The organism is Frankia sp. Mgl5, assembly GCF_023242985.1.
Taxonomy (GTDB): Bacteria; Actinomycetota; Actinomycetes; order Frankiales; family Frankiaceae; genus Parafrankia; species Parafrankia soli.
In genome coordinates this window covers 1-275 of record NZ_JALKFY010000114.1, presented here as the reverse complement: position 1 = coordinate 275, position 275 = coordinate 1, and the positions used below count along the sequence as shown (strand labels likewise).

Here is a 275-nt window from a genome sequence, read left to right as displayed (position 1 = left end):
GCCGACATGCAGGAAAAAGGAAAACAAGCTGGCGTCCAGCAGGGGATTGAAGAGGGCAAAGCGATGGCGCTTGAGGAAGAGAATGACAAGATCCAGACCGCGCGCGATGTTCTCTCTACGGCCTATCTGGAAAAAGACCGGATCGTCGCAGAAGCTGAACCGTTTCTTGTGGAGCTCAGCATCGAAATCGCCAAGAAAGTGATTGGGGACGAGCTGGTGAGCTCACCGGAAAAGATCCTTGAAATTGTTCGCCGTGCTCTCCGCCGCTCCCGGGT

At 54.9% G+C, this 275-nt stretch carries 1 protein-coding gene; it reads left to right on the top strand.

Annotation, left to right across the window (positions count from 1 at the left end):
• On the top strand, positions 1 to 275 hold a 275-nt coding region (locus tag MXD62_RS08605; RefSeq protein ID WP_248828862.1), incomplete at both ends, for a FliH/SctL family protein.